The 21,372-nt window shown below is 69.8% G+C and carries 19 protein-coding genes; 7 read left to right on the top strand and 12 right to left on the bottom strand.

The features are described 5' to 3' along the window. Positions 1–378: 378 nt before the first annotated feature. Together SMIR_RS37235 and SMIR_RS37230 are read right to left on the bottom strand one after the other, a co-directional pair. Entirely contained in the window at positions 379–1,557 is a 1,179-nt protein-coding gene (locus SMIR_RS37235; protein WP_212728019.1) for an acyl-CoA dehydrogenase family protein, read from the bottom strand. A gap of 295 nt (positions 1,558–1,852) precedes the next feature. Beyond that, positions 1,853–3,133, bottom strand: a complete 1,281-nt coding sequence (locus SMIR_RS37230; protein ID WP_212728018.1) for an RNA-guided endonuclease InsQ/TnpB family protein — start codon at positions 3,131–3,133, stop codon at positions 1,853–1,855. A gap of 33 nt (positions 3,134–3,166) precedes the next feature. Here SMIR_RS37230 and tnpA point away from each other — a divergent pair, with 33 nt between their 5' ends. Then, positions 3,167–3,589: an IS200/IS605 family transposase gene (tnpA, locus tag SMIR_RS37225; RefSeq protein WP_168500835.1), complete on the top strand. Its 423-nt coding sequence runs from the start codon at positions 3,167–3,169 to the stop codon at positions 3,587–3,589. 234 nt (positions 3,590–3,823) lie between these two features. Here tnpA and SMIR_RS37220 read toward each other — a convergent pair whose 3' ends face one another. After that, positions 3,824–4,204: a four-helix bundle copper-binding protein gene (locus SMIR_RS37220; protein WP_168489296.1), complete on the bottom strand. Its 381-nt coding sequence runs from the start codon at positions 4,202–4,204 to the stop codon at positions 3,824–3,826. Between the two features lie 114 nt (positions 4,205–4,318). Here SMIR_RS37220 and SMIR_RS37215 point away from each other — a divergent pair, with 114 nt between their 5' ends. Continuing rightward, complete coding sequence (locus SMIR_RS37215) at positions 4,319–4,606, top strand: DUF6479 family protein (RefSeq protein ID WP_248002799.1); 288 nt, start codon at positions 4,319–4,321, stop codon at positions 4,604–4,606. A gap of 222 nt (positions 4,607–4,828) precedes the next feature. On the opposite strand, the gene SMIR_RS37210 is transcribed toward SMIR_RS37215, so the two are convergent. Next, entirely contained in the window at positions 4,829–5,230 is a 402-nt protein-coding gene (locus SMIR_RS37210; RefSeq protein ID WP_168489298.1) for a nuclear transport factor 2 family protein, read from the bottom strand. Positions 5,231–5,412: 182 nt separating this feature from the next. Here SMIR_RS37210 and SMIR_RS37205 point away from each other — a divergent pair, with 182 nt between their 5' ends. Further along, positions 5,413–6,108, top strand: a complete 696-nt coding sequence (locus SMIR_RS37205; RefSeq protein ID WP_168489300.1) for a type 1 glutamine amidotransferase domain-containing protein — start codon at positions 5,413–5,415, stop codon at positions 6,106–6,108. 416 nt (positions 6,109–6,524) lie between these two features. Here SMIR_RS37205 and SMIR_RS37200 read toward each other — a convergent pair whose 3' ends face one another. Further along, the gene (locus tag SMIR_RS37200) at positions 6,525–7,526 is read right to left on the bottom strand and encodes a LacI family DNA-binding transcriptional regulator (protein ID WP_168500837.1); all 1,002 of its coding nucleotides are present in this window, start codon (positions 7,524–7,526) and stop codon (positions 6,525–6,527) included. 127 nt (positions 7,527–7,653) lie between these two features. Here SMIR_RS37200 and SMIR_RS37195 point away from each other — a divergent pair, with 127 nt between their 5' ends. Next, positions 7,654–8,808: a Gfo/Idh/MocA family protein gene (locus SMIR_RS37195; protein WP_212728017.1), complete on the top strand. Its 1,155-nt coding sequence runs from the start codon at positions 7,654–7,656 to the stop codon at positions 8,806–8,808. A 77-nt stretch (positions 8,809–8,885) separates the two neighbouring features. On the opposite strand, the gene SMIR_RS37190 is transcribed toward SMIR_RS37195, so the two are convergent. Beyond that, the gene (locus SMIR_RS37190; RefSeq protein WP_168489304.1) at positions 8,886–10,079 is read right to left on the bottom strand and encodes an RNA-guided endonuclease InsQ/TnpB family protein; all 1,194 of its coding nucleotides are present in this window, start codon (positions 10,077–10,079) and stop codon (positions 8,886–8,888) included. 282 nt (positions 10,080–10,361) lie between these two features. Here SMIR_RS37190 and SMIR_RS37185 point away from each other — a divergent pair, with 282 nt between their 5' ends. After that, positions 10,362–11,804: an alginate lyase family protein gene (locus tag SMIR_RS37185; RefSeq protein WP_212728476.1), complete on the top strand. Its 1,443-nt coding sequence runs from the start codon at positions 10,362–10,364 to the stop codon at positions 11,802–11,804. 48 nt (positions 11,805–11,852) lie between these two features. On the opposite strand, the gene SMIR_RS37180 is transcribed toward SMIR_RS37185, so the two are convergent. The 6 genes from SMIR_RS37180 to iolC all read right to left on the bottom strand — a co-directional run bounded on the left by SMIR_RS37180 (position 11,853) and on the right by iolC (position 18,976). Further along, complete coding sequence (locus SMIR_RS37180) at positions 11,853–12,596, bottom strand: GntR family transcriptional regulator (RefSeq protein WP_283959576.1); 744 nt, start codon at positions 12,594–12,596, stop codon at positions 11,853–11,855. Positions 12,597–12,732: 136 nt separating this feature from the next. Beyond that, positions 12,733–14,226 (bottom strand): CoA-acylating methylmalonate-semialdehyde dehydrogenase, encoded by a 1,494-nt coding sequence (locus tag SMIR_RS37175; RefSeq protein ID WP_212728016.1) that lies wholly within the window; start codon positions 14,224–14,226, stop codon positions 12,733–12,735. A 44-nt stretch (positions 14,227–14,270) separates the two neighbouring features. Next, positions 14,271–16,142: a 3D-(3,5/4)-trihydroxycyclohexane-1,2-dione acylhydrolase (decyclizing) gene (gene iolD, locus SMIR_RS37170; RefSeq protein WP_212728015.1), complete on the bottom strand. Its 1,872-nt coding sequence runs from the start codon at positions 16,140–16,142 to the stop codon at positions 14,271–14,273. After that, positions 16,142–17,026 carry a 5-deoxy-glucuronate isomerase gene (gene iolB / locus SMIR_RS37165; RefSeq protein WP_212728014.1) on the bottom strand — a complete coding sequence of 295 codons (885 nt, stop codon included), beginning with the start codon at positions 17,024–17,026 and terminating at the stop codon, positions 16,142–16,144. The genes iolD and iolB overlap by 1 nt, the downstream gene beginning before the upstream one ends. Before the next feature lie 70 nt (positions 17,027–17,096). Continuing rightward, positions 17,097–17,975 (bottom strand): Cgl0159 family (beta/alpha)8-fold protein, encoded by an 879-nt coding sequence (locus SMIR_RS37160; protein WP_212728013.1) that lies wholly within the window; start codon positions 17,973–17,975, stop codon positions 17,097–17,099. A 29-nt stretch (positions 17,976–18,004) separates the two neighbouring features. Further along, positions 18,005–18,976, bottom strand: coding sequence for a 5-dehydro-2-deoxygluconokinase (iolC, locus tag SMIR_RS37155; RefSeq protein ID WP_168489319.1), 972 nt, complete (start codon positions 18,974–18,976; stop codon positions 18,005–18,007). 292 nt (positions 18,977–19,268) lie between these two features. Between iolC and SMIR_RS37150 the strand changes: the two genes are divergently transcribed. Both SMIR_RS37150 and SMIR_RS37145 read left to right on the top strand, forming a co-directional pair. Beyond that, the gene (locus tag SMIR_RS37150) at positions 19,269–20,288 is read left to right on the top strand and encodes a sugar ABC transporter substrate-binding protein (RefSeq protein ID WP_168489321.1); all 1,020 of its coding nucleotides are present in this window, start codon (positions 19,269–19,271) and stop codon (positions 20,286–20,288) included. Then, on the top strand, positions 20,288–21,364 hold the full coding sequence (locus SMIR_RS37145) for an ABC transporter permease (RefSeq protein WP_101407328.1): 1,077 nt from the start codon (positions 20,288–20,290) through the stop codon (positions 21,362–21,364). Before SMIR_RS37150 ends, SMIR_RS37145 begins: the two co-directional genes overlap by 1 nt. Positions 21,365–21,372 lie beyond the last annotated feature (8 nt).

Here is a 21,372-nt window from a genome sequence, read left to right as displayed (position 1 = left end):
CAACCTGTGCCATGTGGTACCCAGTCAGGGACCGAGGATCAGGACAGGGGCGTCTTCTGGCCCGTCAAAGCGGTATTGCAGGGTGTTCATCGGTGTCTCACTCACCCGCCTGACCCTTTCATCTGTCACGTTGCTGTCACCAACACCGTCGACGCACCTGGACCATGAAAGCCCGTGGACCTTGGCGCCTCTGCGGCCTCCAACATCGCCGAGGGGACACATGCACACCACTTCAGCACGATAAACCGTCCACCGAAAGCAGCAGATCAGAGTCGGTAGGCGCACACGGAGAGACTCGGCGCCGATCAGACCGAGCCGCCATCGCCAGTGCCAACTATCCCTCTTTTGTGCCAACTAAAAATCCTCGTCACAGTCACACTAACGCCGGACCCGCGGCATCCCCAGTCCGATCCACGAGATGATCTCGCGCTGGATCTCGTTGTTCCCGCCGCCGAAAGTGAAGATCACCGCCGAGCGGTAGCCGCGTTCCAGCTCGCCGTGCAGGACGGCGCCCGTCGAGCCCTCCTTGAGGACACCGGGCGCGGCGACGATCTCCATGAGCCAGGCATACGCGTCCCGGCGGGCCTCGGAGCCGTACACCTTGACCGCGGAGGCGTCCTGCGGGGTGAGGGTGCCCTCCTGGACGGCGTTCACCATCTGCCAGTTCAGGAGCTTCATCGCGTCGAGTCTGGTGTGGGTCTGGGCAAGGCGGCGGCGCACCCAGGGGAGGTCGGCGACGCGGCGGCCGTCGGCAAGCTTGGTGTCCATGGCCCAGCGCTGGACGTCGTGCAGGGCGCGGATCGCCATGGTGCCGTGTGCGGCGAGGGTGACGCGTTCGTGGTTGAGCTGGTTGGTGATCAGCCGCCAGCCCTTGTTCTCCTCGCCGACCCGGCGCGAGACGGGGACGCGGATGTTCTCGTAGTAGCTGGCGGTCGTGTCGTGCGAGGCGAGGGTGTCGATGAGGGTGCAGGAGTAGCCGGGGTCGGAGGTCGGCACGAGGAGCATGGTGATGCCCTTGTGGGGTGGGGCGTCCGGGTCGGTGCGGACGGCCAGCCAGACCCAGTCGGCGGTGTCGCCGTTCGTGGTCCAAATCTTCTGCCCGTTGACGACATAGGTGTCGCCGTCCCGTACGGCCTTGGTCTTGAGCGCCGCCAGGTCCGTCCCCGCGTCGGGCTCGCTGTAGCCGATCGCGAAGTCGATCTCGCCGGAGAGGATCCTGGGCAGGAAGTACTCCTTCTGCTCCGCGGTGCCGAACCGCATGATCGTCGGTCCGACCGTGTTCAGCGCCATCAGCGGCAGCGGTACGCCTGCCTGGGCGGCCTCGTCGAAGAAGATGAACTGCTCCATCGGGGTCAGCCCGCGCCCGCCGTACTCCGTGGGCCAGCCCACCCCGAGCCAGCCGTCCCTGCCGAGCCGCCGGATCGTCTCGCGGTAGAACCGTTTCTGGGCGGCCGGGTCGCCGTATCGGGCGTAGGCGTGGTCGGGCACCAACTCGGCGAAGTAGCCCCGCAGTTCGGTCCGCAGCCGCTGCTGCTCTGGCGTGTATTCGAGATGCACGGCGCCTCCTGGCTCCCCAAGGCCGGACCTGACGGCGCACACCGTAGAACGTGTTTCAGAAATTGTGAATGCCGATGACACCGGCGCCCCGACCGCGACCCTCCCGGCGGCCCCTCACCCGGGGAACCCGTCCGAGGCGTCGGCCGGGCGGCCGTACTCCCAGACACGGTCGAACTCGGCCTGAAAGTGCTGGTACCAGTGCCCGTCGCGGTCGGGGCGCAGGGTGAACACGGCGTCCCGCTGGCCGAGCTGTGGGATTGAAGTGCTCTCCCAGCTGAAGCAGGGAGATTCCCGCCTACCTTGCGGTGGCGGGCTTGACGCGCGGTGCGCGCCTGGCGACTGCCCTCCCGGCAGCCGGGATGAGCGCGTGGCCCATCCGGTACAGGTGCAGGATGTTGCGGGCCGCGTTGTGGTCGGCGTTGCCGGACCATCCGCAGTCCGGGTTCTTGCACACGAACAGGGCCTGGGTCTGCCGGCTGCCGGATGTGGTGAGACCGCACGCGGAGCAGCGCCTGGAGGTGCCCGGGGCGGGGACCTTGGCCAAAGTGCCGCCTTGGCGGGCGAGCTTGTACGTCAGCATGGTGACCGTGCGGCTCCACGCCTGTCCGCTGATCGAGCGGTTCAGCCCGGATTTCTGGGCGACGTTCTTCCCCGGCTCCTCGATGGTCCCTTTGGCGGACTTGACCATGCTCGTGATCTGCAATGCCTCCACCACCGCGACGCTGTACGTGCGGGCGATGTCGGTGGTGGTCTTGTGCTGCCAGTCCAGTGCCCGGCGCTTGGCTTTCGCGCGCAGTCCTGCGATCTGGTCGTAGGTGTGGTGCAGCCGGCGGGAGGTGCGTTCGCCGGGCTTGCGGTGCTTCTTGCGCTGTGCGGCGCGCTGTTCCAGGCCCAGGAGCCTGGCCTGTTCCCGGTTGGTCAGCCACTGGCCGTGCTCGTACGTCTGACCGTCGGAGAGGGCCAGGGGCACGGTGATACCGACGTCGATGCCGGCTTGCGGCCCCTGGTGGGTTTCCGGCGCCCTTTCGAGGGTCTGGACGCGGAAGGCGATGTGCCAGCCGAGCGCGTCCCTGCTCAGTCGTGCCCCGGTGATCCGGTTCTCCGCGCCTGCACGCTTGCCGACGGGGAGGTCTTTGGTCCAGCGGAAGCGGACCCGGCCTACCTTGGGAATGTTGGCCGTGCCCCGGCGGCGGTGCACGCGGGTGATGTTCAGGTCGCGGCCCTGCGGGATGTCCACGGACATCACCGTGCGGAACCGGCCCTTGAAGTTCGGGGTGTCGGCGCGGCCGTCCCAGCAGTTCTTCCACGCCTGGAAGTACGTCTTGAGTACCGCTTGCGCGGCCTGGGCGGGGAGGACGGCGAGGAAGTCGATGCCCTGGCGGGCCTGTCGGATCGCGGCGTCCGCGTTCGCCAGGGTCCGCTTCTCCTTCGGCATCATCTGCCACCAGGCGTGCAGGAGATTCCACATTGTGCGGGCCGCGTGCGCCTGATCGTCAGCCTTTAGCGCCAGGGCAGGGGACAGTGCAAGCCGGGCGCGGTGCCCGAACTTCCGTGTATCCAGGCCGCGATCACTCACGGACGACACACTACGGTATTGGTTTATGTCACCATCTGGAATCCAAACCCCGATGTGCGCACCGGCCGTCACGTCGTGCACAGCCTGCACGTCCACTTGGTTTTTGTCACCAGGTACCGGCGGAATGCGTTCACCGACGCCATGCTGACCCGCTGTGAGGAGGTCATGCGCGAGGTCTGCACCGACTTCGAGGCCGAGCTGAAGCAGTTCAACGGAGAACAGGACCACGTCCACCTCCTCGTGCACTACCCGCCCAAGGTGCAGCTCTCCAAGCTGGTCAACAGCCTCAAGGGCGTCTCATCCCGACGCCTGCGCCAGGAGTACGACAGCCACGTCCGCAGGTATCTGTGGGGCGGGCACTTCTGGTCTGGCTCCTACTTCGCCGGCTCATGCGGCGGAGCACCGCTGGCCGTCGTACGCCAGTACATCGACAACCAGCAGCGCCCCACGAGCTGAGGCAGACAGCACAGACCCATGCTCACACGCAAGTCAGAGCAGTTCCGAGATAGCCTTCACCCCTGCCGTAAACGACAGAGCACTGGCCAAGATCAGAGGTAGATTTCCAGGTTCTCGCCGGAGGCGAGATCGTCCCGAACGCGCCGCAGAAATCGCATGCGGGCCAGCGTCCGCACCTCGGCGCCGGTCCGTCAACGAGGCCGTAGCCGAACTCCGCGGCGGAGTTCCAGGGATTCAGGCGCGGCTCAGTGTGGCGAGGAAGTCCGTGCAGGCCTGGGCGCACTCCCGGCAGGCCTTGGCACTGTCCTGGCCGCCGGGGTGCTCGTCAAAGACGTCCGCGCACTCGCGGCAGACGGTACGGCACCACTCGACCTGGACGCGGATGCCTGCCGTGTCCCGGCGGTCCTCCTCCGCCAGCACACGGCAGGTCGCGTCGCACACCTCCACGCACAGAAGGCCTTTGCGTCGCACGAGTTCCTGCTCCCTCGGCCCGTCCGGATCCACCACGCTCGCCCGCAGCGCACAGGCACGGGCGGCCTCGGCGCAGGCCTGCGCACACTCGAAGCGGTCCTCCAGGAATCGGATGAGTTCTTGCTGGGATGTCAATGTCGTCACCGCCAGCGGGTAGCCGCGGGAAGGCCCGCCAAACCCCGCACCTCAGGGCCCGGCGGCCGCTCTCCGGACCAGCGCCACCCGGTTCGTACGCACAACTCCGGGCACTCGGGACGCATGAGTGCCATGGATACGGAAGGGACAGTGCTCGCCGCAGCCCAGGGCCTGCTGGTCCTCGTGCCGCTCATCGTGGGCGTCGTGCCGGTGGCGATGCTGATCGGTGTCGTGTGGTGGGGCCGCCGCAAGCGGCAACAGCAACCGCCCCCGCCTCGGCCCGAGGAACAGCCCCGGCTGCCGGACAGCGGTCCGGTCCACGAGGTCAGGGAGCACCGCGAACCCAACGAACTGCCCCCGAGCGAGCACCGATCGACACCCCACGAGTTGAAGCGAACGAACCGCTCCTAGGGCCTGTCCGGCGCATCAGGTCGCAGGAAGCGGGCGGTGCCTGATCGACGCTGGTGAGCGGCGCTTGGTGCGTGCAGCTGCAAGGCGGAGGAGGGAGTCGACGCGGAGCGATGGGGGTCCCTCCCTGCTCGAGCGAAGTCGAGAGCTTGGGGGAGAGTGACGACAACGCCGCAGATGTGCGTGCCAAGCCCCGCGTCTGCGGCATGATCCGCCGGACAGGCCCTAGCCGCCCATCGCCTCCGCCGCCTCGCGTGAGATCCGCTCGAACTGGGCGCCCATCGCCTCGGAGAGTGCATGAGCCGCCGAGAGCGGGCGGACCATCACCATCAGGTCGTCGATCCTGCCGTCCTCGTCGAAGTGCAGGAAGTCGCAGCCGTTGAGTTCCTTGTCGCCCACCTTCGCGGTGAAGACTAGCGCGTGGTCGCGACCGTCGGCACCGGCGATCTCGCGTACGTAGCGGAAGTCGGTGAAGACACGGGAGACGCCGCGCAGGATGGCCGCGGTGATGGCCTTCCCCGGGTACGGCTTGAAGGCGACGGGGCTGGTGAACACCACGTCGTCGGCCAGCAGCTCCTCGATCGCGGCGTGATCGCCCGCCTCTACGGCTTTCCGGAAGGGATGCATCCGAGCCCCGCCTCTCACACTCAACTAATTGATTAGGTTACGAGCAGAGTAGTTGAGGTGGCGTCCGCCGTCCAGGCATTGGCTTTCCTATGACTCTGACCGCACTCCCTATTGGTCACCTATGCCATAGCCGCATAACGTCGAGGACGAACGACCCCTCGCAACCCTCGGAGAAACGCACCATGTCGAAGATTCTCTTCGTGATCACCGGCGTCGACCACTGGACGCTCGCCGACGGCACCCGCCACCCGAGCGGCTTCTGGGCCGAGGAGGCCGTCGCCCCGTACGAGGCGTTCGAGGCCGCGGGCCATGAGGTCGTCGTCGCCACGCCGGGCGGCGTCGTGCCGACCGTGGACAAGGGGAGCCTGGCTCCCGAGGTCAACGGCGGCCAGGAGGGCGCCGACCGCATCGCGCACGCCCTCGCGTCGATGACCGCGCTCCAGCGGCCGATCAAGCTGGCGGAGGCCGACCTCGCCGACTACGCGGCCGTCTTCTACCCCGGCGGCCACGGACCGATGGAGGACCTGGCGGTCGACGCGGACTCCGGCCGACTGCTCACCCTCGCACTGGAGTCGGGCAAGCCGCTCGGCGTGGTGTGCCACGGGCCGGCCGCGCTGCTCGCCGCGACGAAGGAGGACGGCACCAACGCCTTCGCGGGCTACCGGGTCTCCGGGTTCACCAACGCCGAGGAGACACAGGCCGGTCTCGCCGACAAGGCGAAGTGGCTCCTCCAGGACCGGCTCGTCGAGGCGGGCGTCGACTTCCAGGAGGGCGAGCCGTGGGCCCCCAAGGTGGTCGTCGACCGCAACCTGGTCACCGGCCAGAACCCGGCGTCCTCCGCCCCCCTCGCCGCCGAACTGCTGAAGCAGCTGCCCTGACCCTCATGGGGCTCGAGAGGCGGCGGCCGAACCCTTCGATGAGAAAGCCCGGTTGTCCGGGGACCTCTGCCACGCGTTCGGCGGTCCCCGACGGAGGACGCCCCCCGGCTCCGGCCATCTACGCGGGCGGCCCGGCGCGGCGCCGACAGTGTGGGAGGGGTTGAGCGTACCCAGCGGGACCCGCGGGTCCCGCGGAACCTGCGGGACCCGCGGGACGAGTGGGATGCGCCATGGTGCGTACGGCTGCGACGCCGTGCCGCGCCCCCGACCGGCCGCCCGCCCGCCCAGCGGGACGTTGCCCGCTTCGGGCCGGTGCAGGCCTGGCCGGCACGCGCAGCAGCGTGGTCCTGCCGGAACCGGACGGCCCCGCGAACACCGCGCTCGCCTGCGCGGCGGCCGTATCGGCCGTACGGGTCCTATCCCCGCGCAGGCGCCGTCGTGCCGCGGACCTCGAGGGCCGGAGCGGTGAGGACGACCTCGCCCGGGCGGGCGGGGTCGGCGATCCGGTCGAGCAGGCACTGCGCGGCGCGGCGGCCGACGTCATGGCCGGCGCTGTCCACGGTGGTGAGCCACAGGTGCCGCAGCCGTGAGAGGTAGGTGTTGTCGTAGCCGACGAGGGAGAGGTCACGCGGCACCTGGAGGCCGAGTTCCTCCGCGGCCGAGAGGGCGCCGACGCAGGCTATGTCGTTGAACGCGAAGACGGCGGTGGGCCGTTCGCGGGCGCTGAGCAGCCGTACCGTGGCACGGTATCCGCCCTCCTCGGTCAGGTCGCCCTGCTCCACGACCGCCTCCGCGGCCAGTCCGTGCTCGCGCATGACCGCCTCGAAGCTGCGGCGGCGCAGCTCACCGACCATCCCCCGCCCCGCGATGTGCGCGATCCGGCGGTGGCCGAGGCCGATGAGATGCTCGGTGGCAAGGCGGGCGCCGCGCTCGTCGTCGTTGGCGACCACGTCGACACCGGGCAGCTCGGGCTCCCGGGCGCCCGCGACCACGGTGGGAATCTGCCCGGCCGCCGTCCGCAGCGCCTCGGCGGCCGGGAGGGTGCCGACGGCGATCAGACCGTCGACACGCAGGTCCACGAAGGTACGGGTGAGGTCCTCGCCCAGACGGCGATTGAGATGGCCGTCGGCGAGCAGCATGTGCAGACCTGAGTCGTGCAGCCGGGAGTTCAGACCGTCCAGCAGCTCCACGAACCAGGGGTTGCGCATGTCGTTGAGGAGCACCCCGACCGTACGGGTGCGCCGCTCACTGAGGCTGCGCGCCGCGGCGTTGGGCCGGTAGCCGAGCTCCTCGACGGCGGTCAGCACGGCCTGCCGCTTCTCGTCACGGACCTGGTCGGAGCCGCGCAGCACGAGGGAGACCAGCGACTTCGACACTCCGGCCCGCTCGGCGACGTCGCGAATCGTCGGTGCTCTCATGGTCTGCATGGCTCCATTCCTGGACCGTTCCACACGGCGGGTGAGCTTGTCAAAGGGGTTGACACGCACTGCAACGGCCTTCAGTGTGAGCCGGGAAATCGTTGGACCGGTCCAAAAAGGGGCAGTCATGGTGCGTTCGCTCGGCGTTGCCGTCGTGGGGTTCGGCTGGATGGGACGGGTGCACACCCAGGCGTACGCCCGCGTGCCCCACCACTTCCCCAGGCTGTCGCTGCGGCCCGAACTGGTCGCCGTCGCCGACGAGGTGCCGGGCCGGGCGGAGGAGGCCGCGGCCCAGTACGGCTTCGCCGCCGCCCACCGCGACTGGCGCGAGGTGGCCGCCGATCCCCGGGTCCAGGCGGTAAGCATCGCGGCGCCGAACTTCCTGCACCGCGAGATCGGCCTCGCCATGGCCGAGGCGGGCAAGCACATCTGGATCGAGAAGCCGGTGGGCCTGACCGCCGAGGACGCCCGCGCCGTGTCGGACGCGGTCACCAAGGCCGGGGTCCAGGGCACGGTCGGCTTCAACTACCGCAATGCACCGGCCGTCGCCGCCGCCCGCGAACTGATCGCCTCCGGCGAGATCGGCACCGTCACCCATGTGCGCATCCGGCTGTTCAGCGACTACGCGGCCCACCCCGAGGGCGCTCTGACCTGGCGCTACGAGCGGGAGCGCGGCGGCAGCGGAGTCCTCGGCGACCTGGCCTCGCACGGCGTCGACCTGGCGCGCTTCCTGCTCGGCGAGATCGAGGCACTGACCGCCGACACCGCGATCTTCCTGCCTCGGCGGGCCCGCCCGACCGGCGCCACCGCAGGTCACACCCGCGCGACGGGCGGCGAACTGGGCCCGGTGGAGAACGAGGACTACGTCAGCTGTCTGCTCCGCTTCGCCTCCGGTGCGCGGGGCGTGCTGGAGGCCTGCCGGGTCTCGGTCGGCGAGCAGAACAACTACGGCTTCGAGGTGCACGGCACCAAGGGCGCGGTCTTCTGGGACTTCCGGCGCATGGGCGAACTGGGCGTCAGCAGGGGTACGTCGTACCAGGACCAGCCCGTGAGCACGGTGTATGTCGGTCCCTGGGACGGCGAGTACGCGGCCTTCCAGCCGGGCTCCGCGAACAGCATGGGCTACGACGATCTCAAGGTCATCGAGGCCCACCACTTCCTGCGGTCGATCGCCGACAACACCCCGTACGGCGCGACGCCGGCCGACGCGGTGCACAGCGCGGCCGCGCTGGACGCGATGTCCCGCTCCGCCGAGCGGGGCACGTGGGTGCCCCTGGCATGACGGGGCGGTCGCGGTGGCCTGAGGCCGGATCCGTCATCGCGTCCTTGACTTCTCCCCTTCCTGAAGGAGGGGGATTCTTACGGCTCGCGCCGTGAGGGTTTCTGCTTCATCGCCGACCGCCCGCCCGGAGAACTCCGTTGAGGTCTTACACCAGCTCCACAGACTGTCACCGCCAGCCCGGCGGCCAGAAGGTTGTGCGCCGCGTTCACGTCGCGGTCGTGGGTCGTACCGCAGTCGCACGTCCAGGTACGGACGTTCAGCGGCATCGTGTCCTGCAAGGCGCCGCAGTGGGAGCACAGCTTGGAGGACGGGAACCACCGGTCCACGGCGATCACCTCGCGCCCGTACCACTGGGCTTTGTACTCCAGCATGCTCCTGAACTCGCCCCATGCCGCGTCACTGATGGCGCGGGCGAGCCGGTGGTTCTTGACCATGTTGTGCACGGTCAGGTCCTCGATCACGATCGTTTGGTTTTCACGAACGAGCCGAGTGGTGATCTTGTGCAACGTGTCGCGGCGCCGGTCAGCGATCCGCGCGTGGATCTTCGCTACCTTCAACCGGGCCCTGGCCCGGTTCGCCGAGCCCTTCTCCTTCTTCGCCAGACGGCGCTGTGCCTTGGCCAGAGCGGCATGGTCACGGCGCTCGTGCCGGGGGTTGGTGATCTTCTCTCCGGTCGAGAGGGTCAGAAGATGCTCCAGCCCGGCATCGATGCCGACCGCATTCCCGTTCGCCGGGAGCGGCTTGACGCCGGGGTCGTCGCACAGCAGGGAGACGAACCAGCGCCCCGCCGCATCCTGGGACACGGTCACCGTGGACGGGCTCACGCCCTCAGGGAGCGGCCTGGACCACACCATGCACAGAGGCTCGCTCATCTTCGCGAGCCGCAGCTCACCGTCCCGGAAACGGAACGCGCTGGTGGTGTACTCCGCACTCCTGCGCGACTTCTTGCGCGACTTGAACCGCGGGTACCTGGCCCGCTTGCCGAAGAAGTTAGTGAACGCTGTCTGCAGGTGGCGCAGCGCCTGCTGGAGGGGGACCGAGGAGACCTCGTTCAGGTACGCGAGTTCCCCGGTCTTCTTCCACGCCGTCAGCATCGCCGAGGTCTGGTTGTAGTTGACCCGCTCCTGACGGGTCACCCACGCCTCGGTGCGGGCGGCGAGCGCCATGTTGTAGACCTTCCGCACGCACCCGAACGTACGCGACAGCTCCGCCGCCTGCGCATCCGTCGGACAGAAGCGGTACTTGAACGCCCGCTTCACATGAGTGGCCACAACTCACAAACTATCGCATCGACTTGTCACTATCTGCGGGTAGTTGGCCGCGAACGACGATCCGCCCCGGCGGCGAATCGTCTTTCCCTGCCCTGCTCCGCAGGAGCCCGTTTCCTCCCCGCCCTGAAGGACGGAGTACCCACGGAGGAATCAGATGAAGGCCAGCGGCCGGGCGACTTTCTGTTATCGGCCGGGTTCCACGGCGTCTCCTGTGCGTAGGCATCCCCGGGCACCGAGCGCTAAGGAACCACGTCAGTGACAGCACAGATCAGTCGCCGGAACATGCTGAAGATCGCCGGTGCGGCCGCGGGCGCCACCGTGGCCGGCACCACCCTCGCGGCGGCCCCGGCAACGGCGGCGGGCGGTGCCTTCGCGCACCCCGGGATGCTGCACACCCGGGCCGATCTGCACCGCATGGCGACCCAGGTGAAGGCCGGCGCGCAGCCCTACACGGCCGGCTTCGCCAGGCTGACGGCCAATCGGCATGCCCAGAGCACCTGGACGGCCAACCCCCAGGCGACCGTCTACCGCGGCTCGGGCACGCCCGAGAACTACGCAACCCTCTACAACGACATCCACGCCGCCTACCAGAACGCCCTGCGCTGGCACGTCACCGGAGACACCGCGCACGCCGACACCGCCCGCGACATCCTCAACGCCTGGTCGGCCAGGCTGACCAGGCTCGACGGCAGCGCCGACCGGTTTCTCGCCTCGGGCCTCTACGGCTACCAGTTCGCCAACGCCGCCGAGCTCGTCCGCGGCCATGACGGCTTCGAACTGGCCCGGTTCCAGAAGATGATGCTCGACGTCTTCCACCCGCTGAGCGAGGACTTCCTCGCGCACCACAACGGCTCCTACATCACCAACTACTGGCCCAACTGGGACCTGACGAACATCGCCTCCGTCCTCGCCATCGGCATCCTGTGCGACGACCGGGCGAAGGTCGACCGGGCCGTCGAGTACTTCAAGCACGGCGCGGGGATGGGCTCCGTCAAGAACGCCATCCCGGTCGTGTACGCCGACGGCCTCGCCGAATGGGTCGAGGCAGGCCGCGACCAGGGTCATGCCCTGCTGGGCGTCGGCCTGATGGGCACCATCTGCGAGATGGCCTGGAACCAGGGCATCGACCTGTACGGCTACGACGACAGCCGCTTCCTCAAGGGAGCCCAGTACGTCGCCAAGTGGAGTCTGGGCGGAGACGTGCCCTACACCTCGTACACCCGTAAGAAGGGCGCACCCGGCATCTGGTCGGGCTCGGAGACCGCGTCCGCGGCGGCGGCCGTCGACCCGGCCATGGCCCGGCCGATCTGGGCCATGATCGCCAACCACTACACCGAGCGCCGGGGGATGGACGCGCCGCACCTCACGAAGATCGCGGCCCGGTTCGCGCCCGAGGGGGGCGGCGGGGACTATGGCCCCAACAGCGGCGGCTACGACCAACTCGGCTTCGGCACGCTGGCGTTCACCCGACCCCGGGCCACCGCGGCCGAGGCGACGGCATCGCCGACGCCCACCACCAGTACGTCGGGTGCGTCGCCCTCCGCCAGCGCGTCCGCCACGCCCTCCTCCTCCGCGAGCCCCCTTGGCGGGAAGGGCGACGACCTGGCCGCCACCGGTTCCTCCGACCTGCCGGCCTGGACCGCCGCCACCGGCGTCGCCGCCCTCGCGGGCGGCTTCCTCCTGCTGCGCCGCCGCGACCGGGCCCGCCGTGACGCCGGGGAGTGACGGGCGGGCGAGTGAGGGGCGGGCGTCCGCCCGTCGGTCGCGGCGCGCTCACGTACGCAGCAGCAGCTGGAACTCGAAGACGTACCGCGAGGAACGGTAGATGTGGGTGCCGTACTCGACCGCGCGGCCGGTGTCGTCGTAGGCCGTGCGCTGCATGGTGAGCAGGGCGGCGCCCGCCGGTTCGTCCAGCCGCTCGGCCTCCTCCGGCGAGGCGGAGCGGGCGCCCACGGACTGGCGGGCGCTGTGCAGGGTGATGCCGACGGCACGCATCATGCGGTACAGGCCGGTCGACTCCAGCCGGGCGGTGTCGACGTCCAGCAGCCCTTCCGGGATGTAGTTGCACAGGGCCGCAACGGGCCGGTCGCGGGTGAGGCGCAGCCGCTCCACACGGTGCACCGCGCCGCCCTCGGCTAGGCCCAGGGCGGCCGCGACCTCGGCGGACGCGGGCTCGACCGCGTTGTGCAGCACCTGGGTCGTGGGACGCTGTCCGGCGTTCTCCAGGTCGTCGTAGAGGCTGCTGAGCTCCAGCGGGCGTTTGACCTGGTTGTGCACCACCTGGGTGCCCACGCCCCGGCGGCGGACCAGGAAGCCCTTGTCGACCAGGTTCTGGATGCCCTGACGGACGGTGGGGCGGGACAGGCCGAGGCGGCCCGCGAGCTCGACCTCGTTGCCCAGCAGGCTGCCCGGGCTCAGCACACCGCGCTGGATCGCGGCCTCCAGCTGTTGGGCGAGCTGGTAGTAGAGCGGTACGGGGCTGTTGCGGTCCAGCGCGAAGTCCAGACCCACGGGCATGGCGGCCGCTGCTCGTGGGGATCGGGCGGTTCGGCGGACGGGAACCCTTGCCATCGCATCGTCCTGACGGTCGGTCCTGAGGACGGCCGGTGCGGGAAGCGAGGAGATCTGTCCCCGCACCGGCCGCCACTGCGAGTCAGGAGTGGCTGGGGAAGCCGAGGTTGATGCCCGCGTCGGCGGGGTCGGGCCACCGCGTGGTGATCACCTTGCCCTGGGTGTAGAAGGCGATGCCGTCGTTGCCGTAGATGTGCAGGTCGCCGAAGAGGGAGTCCTTCCAGCCGCCGAAGGAGTGGTAGCCGACGGGCACCGGGATCGGCACGTTGATGCCGACCATGCCCGCCTGGACCTCCAGCTGGAAGCGGCGGGCGGCGCCGCCGTCCCGGGTGAAGATCGCGGTGCCGTTGCCCCAGCGAGAGGCGTTGATGAGCTTGATGGCGTCGTCGTAGGTGTCGGCGCGCACCACGCACAGCACCGGACCGAAGATCTCGTCCTTGTACGCGTCCGCCGTCACCGGGACCTTGTCGAGCAGCGAGACACCGAGGAAGAAGCCTTCCTCGTGGCCGTCGACGGAGTAACCGCTGCCGTCGACGACGACCTCGGCGCCCTGGGCCGCCGCGCCGGCGACGTACGACGCCACCTTGTCGCGGTGCTCGCGCGTGATCAGCGGGCCCATCTCGGAGGCGGGGTCGTTGCCGGGGCCGATGCGCAGGTTCTTCGCCCGCTCGGCGATCTTGCCGACCAGCTCGTCGCCGGTGTCGCCGACCGCGACCACGACCGAGACCGCCATGCAGCGCTCGCCGGCCGAGCCGTAGGCGGCGTTGATCGCCTGGTCGGCCGCGAAGTCCAGGTCGGCGTCGGGCAGGACGAGCATGTGGTTCTTGGCACCGCCCAGTGCCTGTACGCGCTTGTCGTGCTCGACGCCCTTGAGCTGGATGTACTTGGCGATGGGCGTGGAGCCGACGAAGGAGACCGCGACGACGTCCGGGTGCTCCAGGAGACGGTCCACCGCGACCTTGTCGCCCTGCACGATGTTCAGCACACCGTCCGGCAGCCCGGCCTCGGAGGCCAGCTCGGCGAGCCGGAAGGAGGCCGACGGGTCCTTCTCGCTCGGCTTGAGCACGAAGGCGTTGCCGCAGGCGATGGCGAGCGGGAACATCCACATCGGCACCATGGCCGGGAAGTTGAACGGCGTGATGCCGGCGACGACACCCAGCGGCTGGCGGATCGAGGCGACGTCGACCCGGGTCGAGACCTGCGTGGACAGCTCGCCCTTGAGCTTCTCGGCGATGCCGCAGGCCAGCTCGACGATCTCCATGCCGCGGGCGACCTCGCCGAGCGCGTCCGAGTGCACCTTGCCGTGCTCGGCGGTGATCAGCTCGGCGATCTCGTCGCGGTGCGCGTCGAGGAGTTCGCGGTACTTGAAGAGGATCGCCGTGCGCTTGGCGAGCGAGGTGCTGCCCCAACTCTCGTACGCCGACTTGGCGTTGGCGACGGCGGCGTCCACCTCGTCGACCGAGGCGAAGCCGACCTGCTTCTCCTGGGCACCGGTGGCCGGGTTGTAGACGGGACCGAAGCGTCCGGAGGCGGACTCGACGGGCTTGCCGCCGATCCAGTGGGTGATGGTCTTCATGGTGCGGGGGCCTTTCGGTGGCGGGGCAGGCGAAGAGGTCGGGATCAGAGGTGGCGGCGGCGGGCGGCGACGTGGCCGTCGTACCGTTCACGGGCGGCCGACGCGGCGTCGCGGGAGGCGACTTCGGCGACGGGTACGTCCCACCACGCCTCGGCGGGCGGTGCGGTGGGCGTCGGGTCGGTCTCGACGTAGACGCAGGTCGGCCGGTCCGAGGCGCGCGCGGCGGCCAGGGCGTCACGCAGTTCCCGTACGGTCTTGGCGCGGATGACGTCCATGCCGAGGCTGGCGGCGTTGGCGGCGAGGTCGACCGGGAGCGGGGCCCCGGAGAAGGTGCCGTCGGCGGCGCGGTACCGGTAGGCGGTGCCGAAGCGCTCGCCTCCGACCTCCTCGGAGAGGCCGCCGATGGAGGCGTAGCCGTGGTTCTGGATCAGGACCAGGTTGACGGGCAGGCCCTCCTGGACGGCGGTGACGATCTCGGTGGGCATCATCAGGTAGGTGCCGTCGCCGACCAGCGACCAGACGGGCGTGCCGGGGGCGGCCTGCTGGACGCCGATGCCGGCCGGGATCTCGTAGCCCATGCAGGAGTAGCCGTACTCCAGGTGGTACTGGCGCGGGCCGCGCGCCCGCCACAGCTTGTGCAGGTCACCGGGGAGCGAGCCGGCCGCGTTGATGACCACGTCGTCGTCGCCGACGACGGCGTCCAGGGCGCCGAGGACCTGCGTCTGGGTGGGTACGGCGGAGTCCTCCGCCCGGTAGGCGGCCTCGACGACCTCCTCCCAACGGGCCTTGCCCGCGCGGTACTCGGCCTCGTACGCGGAGTCGACCCGGTGGCCGGACAGCCCCTCGGCCAGCGCCTCGAGACCCGTCCGCGCGTCCGCGATCAGCGGCCGGGCGGCGAGCTTGTGGGCGTCGAAGGCGGTGATGTTGAGGTTGACGAAGCGGACGCCCGGCTGCTGGAACAGCGTGTTCGAGGCGGTGGTGAAGTCCGTGTAGCGAGTGCCGACCCCGATGATCAGGTCGGCGGTGCGGGCGATGTCGTCGCAGACCGCGGTGCCGGTGTGGCCGATGCCGCCGAGGTCGGCGGGGTGGTCGTGACGCAGCGAGCCCTTGCCCGCCTGGGTGGAGGCGACCGGGATGCCGGTGGCGTCGACCAGGGCCTTGAGCGCTTCCTCGGCCTCGCTGTGGTGCGCTCCCCCGCCGGCGACGATCAGGGGGCGCTCGGCGGCGCGGATCGCCCGTACGGCATCGGCGAGTTCCAACGGATCGGGGGCGGGACGGCGTACGCGCCAGACGCGCTCGGCGAAGAACTCCTCCGGCCAGTCGTACGCCTCCGCCTGCACGTCCTGCGGCAGGGAGAGGGTGACGGCACCGGTGTCGGCCGGGTCGGCCAGCACCCGCATCGCGTTGAGCGCGGCCGGGATCAGCATCTCCGGGCGGGTGATCCGGTCAAAATAGCGGGAGACCGGGCGCAGTGTGTCGTTGACGGAGACATCGGCCTCGACGGGGTGTTCCAGCTGCTGGAGCAGGGGGTCGGCGGAGCGCGTCGCGAAGTAGTCGCCGGGCAGCAGCAGTACGGGCAGGCGGTTGATCGTCGCGAGGGCGGCGCCGGTGACGAGGTTGGTGGCGCCGGGGCCGATGGACGTGGTCACGGCCTGCGCGGAGAGGCGGCTCCGCTGGCGGGCGTAGCCGACCGCCGCGTGCACCATGGACTGTTCGTTGCGGCCCTGGTGGAAGGGCATGGTGTCCTCGCCGGCCTCCAGGAGGGCCTGGCCGATGCCCGCCACATTGCCGTGGCCGAAGATGCCCCAGGTGCCGGCGATCAGCCGGTGGCGTACGCCGTCGCGCTCGCTGTACTGCGCGGACAGGAAGCGCACCAGCGCCTGGGCTGTCGTCAGGCGACGGGTGGTGGTGCTCATCAGGACCTCTCGGGGGCGGTGTAGAGGGGCAGGCGGGGGTCGACCGGCCGCTCCGGCCAGGTGTCACGGATCCAGGCGTGGTCGGGGTGGTCGCAGATCAGCCAGGCGCGGTCGGTGCCGGGGCCGGCCATGACGTTGAGGTAGTACATGTCGTGGCCGGGCACGGCCATGGACGGCCCGTGCCAGCCGTCGGGGATGAGGACGACGTCACCGTCGCGCACCTCCGCCAGCACATCGGTGTTGGCGCCGTGGCCCGAGGGCGAGACGCGCTGGTAGCCGAGGCCGGGCGTGCCCTCGTGCGGGGCGAACTCGAAGTAGTAGATCTCCTCGAGTTCGGACTCCTCGCCGGGCCGGTGTTCGTCGTGCTTGTGCGGCGGGAAGGAGGACCAGTTGCCACCGGGGGTGATCACCTCGACGGCGATCAGCTTGTCGCACTCGAAGACCCCGGCCGCGCCGAAGTTGTTGACCTGGCGGGAGCAGGAGCCGGTGCCGCGCAGTTCGACCGGGACGCAGGAGGCGGGCCCGTAGCGGGCGGGCAGCCGGCGGGTGCAGCGGGCGCCGGTGAGCGCGAACCTGCCGCCGTCGCGCGAGGCGATCGAGACCTGGGCGTCGCGGGGCACGTACGCGAAGTCGCTCACCCCGCTGAAGACGCTCTCCCGCCCGGCGAGCCGGAACGTATCGCCGCCGACCGCGACGGTGCAGCCGCCCGAGAGCGGGAGCACGATCCACTCGCTGTCGCCGGTGTCGAAGGCGTGCCAGCCGCCGGCGGGCAGGTCGAGCACCCGCAGGCTGGAGTGGCCCCAGCCGGCCGACTCGGGACTGACGTCCACGGCGTAGACGTCGGCGGCGGCCTTGCCCGCGGGCAGATGGTGCGTGGTGGTCATCGGGAGTGGCTCCTCTACGGGAATCAGAGCGGGCCTTCGGGAGGCGGCGAGTCGGCGCGGGCGGGGGGAGTCAGAGCAGTCCGACCGCGGTGTCCACCGCGGTCTCCACGCTGCCCTCGGCGGGGTAGAGCAGCGAGCGGCCCACGACCATGCCCTGGACGGTGGGCAGCCGCAGGGCCTTGCGCCATCTCTCGTACGCGCCCTCCTGGTCGCCGCCGACCTCGCCGCCGAGCAGTACGGCCGGCAGGGTGGAGGCCTCCAGCACCTCGGCCATGTCGTCGGGGTCGTCGGTGACCGGGAGCTTGAGCCAGGTGTAGGCCGAGGTGCCACCGAGGCCGGAGGCGATGGCGATGGACCGGGTGACGGCCTCGGAGCTCAGGTCGTTGCGGACCTTGCCGTCCACCCGGCGGGATATGAACGGCTCGACGAACAGGGGCAGTCGGCGGGCGGCCATGTCGTCGATGGCGCGCGCGGTGGTCTGCAGGGTCTCCAGGGAGCCCGGGTCGTCGTAGTCGATGCGCACCAGCAGCTTTCCGGCGTCGAAGCGCAGCCGCTCGATGTCCGCGGCTCGGTGGCCGGTGAAGCGGTCGTCCATCTCGAAGGACGCGCCGGACAGGCCGCCGCGGTTCATGGAGCCCATCACGACCTTGTTCTCCAGAACGCCCAGGAGCAGCAGGTCCTCCAGGATGTCGGCGGTGGCGAGCACCCCGTCCACCCCGGGCCGGGCCAGCGCGACGCAGAGGCGTTCGAGGAGGTCGGCGCGGTTGGCCATGGCCAGGCGGTGCTCGCCGACGCCGAGGGCGCCGCGTGCGGGGTGGTCCGCGGCCACGATCATCAGGCGGCCGCTGTCGCCGATCAGCGGGCGGCGGACCCGGCGGGCGGCCGCTTCGGCGATGGCCTCCGGATGCCGGGCGCGCACCGTGGCGAGGTCGGGGATGCTGATGCTCAAGACAGGCTCCGTTCAGGGGGTGGCGTCGGTCAGCCGCGCGCGAGGAGGTCCTCGACCTCGGACTCGGTGGGCATCGCGGAGGAGCAGGCGAGACGGGAGGCGACGAGCGCGCCGGCCGCGTTGGCGTACCGGATGGTCTTCTCCAGCTCCCAGCCGGACAGCAGACCGTGGCAGAGCGAGCCGCCGAACGCGTCTCCGGCGCCGAGGCCGTTGACGACCTCCACCGGGACGGGCGGGACCTCGGCGACGGTGCCGTCGCGGTGGACGGCCAGGACCCCCTTGGGGCCCTGTTTGACGACGGCGAGTTCCACACCGGCCGCCAGCAGGGCTTCGGCGCACGCGCGGGGTTCGCGTACGCCGGTGGCGATCTCGCACTCGTCCAGGTTGCCCACGGCGACGGTGGCGTGGCGCAGGGCCTCGGCATAGTACGGGCGTGCCTCGTCCGGGTCCGTCCAGAACATGGGCCGCCAGTCGAGGTCGAAGACGGTGGTGCCGGACTTGGCACGCGCCTTCAGCGCGGCGAGTGTGGCGGAGCGGCTGGGCTCCTCGCTCAGGCCGGTGCCGGTGATCCAGAAGATGCGGGCCGCGCGGATCGCGAAGAAGTCCAGCTCGTCGGTCCGGATCTCCAGGTCGGGTGCCTTGGGCCGCCGGTAGAAGTAGAGCGGGAAGTCGTCCGGCGGGAAGATCTCGCAGAACGTGATCGGCGTGGGGTAGGCGTCGACGGGCGTGACCCAGCGGTCGTCGACGCCGAACTCCTTGAGCGCCTGGTGGAGATAGGTGCCGAAGGGGTCCTGTCCGGTGCGGGTGATCACCGCGGTGGACCGGCCGAGGCGGGCGGCGGCCACCGCGACGTTGGCCGCCGAGCCGCCGAGGAACTTCCCGAAGGACTCGACCTGCGCGAGCGGCACACCCGTCTGCAGCGGATACAGATCGACGCCGATGCGTCCCATGGTGATGACGTCGAGGGATTCGGCGTCGAAGGATTCAGCGGACTCAGGCATGCGTGACGCTCCTGATGCGTGGGATGCGGGCAACGGGGCGCCCGGTGCCTCTTAGGTGTAGGACCCATGGCCCTCCCCTGTCAAGACTTTGTACTGACATTCGGACCTGATCAGGAAATGATGTCTTAACAAAGTATTGACAGGGGGGTGTGTCAGGGACTTGTATCCCGTCCCAACGAAGCAGCCGCGTCACCCGCATCGACCCGGACGTCCTGTCCGAGCCCCGCACGGGCCCAGCGCCCCGGCGCCGTCCCGTTCCCTTTCCCCTGTCGCACAGTGAGGTGCTGGAAAGATGGACCGCACGTTTCACCCCCGTACCCGCAGAATCGCCCCGCTCGTCGCGACCGCAGCGGCATCCATGCTGCTCATAGCCGGCTGCTCCAGCAGCTCCGGCGGAAAGAAGTCCGAGGAGAGCGGGGCGGCGGTGTCGGCCGGCAAGGCCGGCACGCCCCGCATGACGGTCGCGCTGGTCACCCACCAGGCACCCGGCGACACGTTCTGGGACATCGTCCGCAAGGGCGCCGAGGCCGCGGCCGCCAAGGACAACGTCAAGCTGATCTACTCCGCCGACCCGAACGCGGGCAACCAGGCCAACCTGGTCCAGAACGCCATCGACCAGAAGGTCGACGGCATCGCGATCACCCTCGCCAAGCCGGACGCCATGAAGGACGTCGTGAGCAAGGCGACGTCGGCCAAGATCCCGGTGGTCGGCCTCAACTCGGGCGTCAGCGACTGGCAGAAGCTGGGCCTGATGGAGTTCTTCGGCCAGGACGAGACGGTGGCGGGTGAGGCGCTGGGCAAGAGGCTGAACTCGGAGGGCGCGAAGAAGGCCGTCTGTGTGATCCAGGAGCAGGGCAACATCGGACTCACCCAGCGCTGCGACGGCGTGAAGAAGACCTTCAGCGGCAAGACGGAGACGCTGTACGTCAACGGCACCGACATGCCGTCCGTGAAGTCGACGATCACCGCCAAGCTCAAGCAGGACAGCGCGATCGACTACGTGGTCACCCTCGGCGCCCCGTACGCCCTGACCGCGGTGCAGTCGCTGGGCGACGCCGGCAGCAAGGCGAAGATCGCCACGTTCGACCTCAACAAGGACCTGACCGGCGCCATCAGCAAGGGCACGATCCAGTTCGCGGTCGACCAGCAGCCGTACCTGCAGGGCTACCTGGCCGTCGACTCGCTGTGGCTCTACAAGACGAACGGCAACTACAGCGGCGGCGGGGAGCAGCCGATCCTGACGGGCCCGGCCTTCGTCGACAAGTCCAACGTCGACGCCGTCGCCCAGTTCGCCGCGAAGGGCACCCGGTGATGAGCATGGCCCAGCAGGCTGAGCCGGCGGTGACCACACCGCCGGCCCCCGGCCCCAAGGAGACCGACGGCCGGACCGCCCAGCGCTCCCTGACGCTGCGGCTGCTCGCCCGCCCCGAGGTCGGCGTCTTCCTCGGCGCCGTGGCGGTGTTCGTCTTCTTCCTGATCGCCGCGCCGTCGGTACGCTCCGGCAGCTCGATGGCGACCGTGCTCTACCAGTCGTCGACGATCGGGATCATGGCACTGCCCGTGGCGCTGCTGATGATCGGCGGCGAGTTCGACCTCTCGGCCGGCGTCGCCGTGATCACCTCGGCGCTCACCGCGAGCATGGTCAGCTACCAACTGACCATGAACGTCTGGGTGGGCGTGATCGTCGCACTGATCGTCTCGCTGGCGGTCGGCGCGTTCAACGGCTGGATGATGGTCCGCACCGGGCTACCAAGCTTCCTGGTCACGCTCGGCACCTTCCTGATCCTGCAAGGCGTCAACCTCGCGGTGACCAAGCTGATCACCGGCAACGTCGCGACCGACGACATCAGCACCATGGACGGCTTCGACCAGGCCAAGAAGGTCTTCGCCTCGTCCTTCGACGTCGGCGGCGTCCAGGTGAAGATCACCATCGTGTGGTGGCTGGTCTTCGCCGCCATCGCCACCTGGGTCCTGCTGCGCACCAAGTACGGCAACTGGATCTTCGCCGTCGGCGGCAACCAGGACAGCGCCCGCGCGGTCGGCGTACCCGTCACCTTCACCAAGATCACGCTGTTCATGCTGGTCGGCTTCGGCGCCTGGTTCATCGGCATGCACCAGCTGTTCTCCTTCAACACCGTCCAGTCCGGCGAGGGCGTCGGCCAGGAACTGATCTACATCGCCGCGGCGGTGATCGGCGGCTGTCTGCTCACCGGCGGCTACGGCTCCGCGATCGGACCGGTCTTCGGCGCCTTCATGTTCGGCATGGTCAACCAGGGCATCGTGTACGCGGGCTGGAACCCCGACTGGTTCAAGGCCTTCCTCGGCGTGATGCTGCTCGGCGCCACGCTCATCAATCTGTGGGTCCGCCGCGCGGCGACCCGGAGGTGAACCGACCC

The sequence above is a fragment of the Streptomyces mirabilis genome (assembly GCF_018310535.1).
GTDB lineage: Bacteria > Actinomycetota > Actinomycetes > Streptomycetales > Streptomycetaceae > Streptomyces.
Note: the sequence above shows the minus strand (reverse complement) of the source record. Positions and strands in the feature narration are given on the sequence as shown.